1 protein-coding gene is annotated in these 439 nt (G+C 67.7%); it reads left to right on the top strand.

Going from position 1 to position 439, the window contains the following annotated elements:
* Positions 1 to 224: 224 nt before the first annotated feature.
* Positions 225 to 439, top strand: a 215-nt coding sequence (locus J5M56_RS25620) for a 1-deoxy-D-xylulose-5-phosphate synthase N-terminal domain-containing protein (protein ID WP_279381852.1), incomplete at its 3' end; no start/stop codon positions are given.

The following is a 439-nucleotide window of genomic DNA, read 5'->3' as shown; positions in this document are numbered from 1 at the left end:
GTGTCGATCATCGGTCTCGACGCGTCGCGCGCGCTTGCCGCGCAATTGCGCGCCGATGCGCCCGCCGCGCTCGAGCCGTTCGGCGCGCGCGCGCAGCGCCTGGCCGAACTGGCGGACCTGGTGGTGAACCGGGTCAGCTGACGCGAAAGCCCGCCGCCGCGCCCACGCCACGGGTGGGCGCGCAAGAAGTGCGGGCGCGTTTGTTTTCCGACAATGGAACGACGATGTACGACTTGCTGAAAACCATCGACGATCCGGCGGACCTGCGCCGTCTCGATCGTCGCCAACTGCAGCCGCTCGCCGACGAGCTGCGCGCGTTCGTCCTCGACAGCGTGTCGAAGACGGGCGGCCATTTGTCGTCCAATCTCGGCACGGTCGAGCTGACGATCGCGCTGCATTACGTGTTCAATACGCCGGACGACCGGATCGTGTGGGACGT

This window comes from Pseudomonas sp. 51_B (assembly GCF_017491595.1).
Lineage (GTDB): Bacteria > Pseudomonadota > Gammaproteobacteria > Pseudomonadales > Pseudomonadaceae > Aquipseudomonas > Aquipseudomonas promysalinigenes.
Note: the sequence above shows the minus strand (reverse complement) of the source record. Positions and strands in the feature narration are given on the sequence as shown.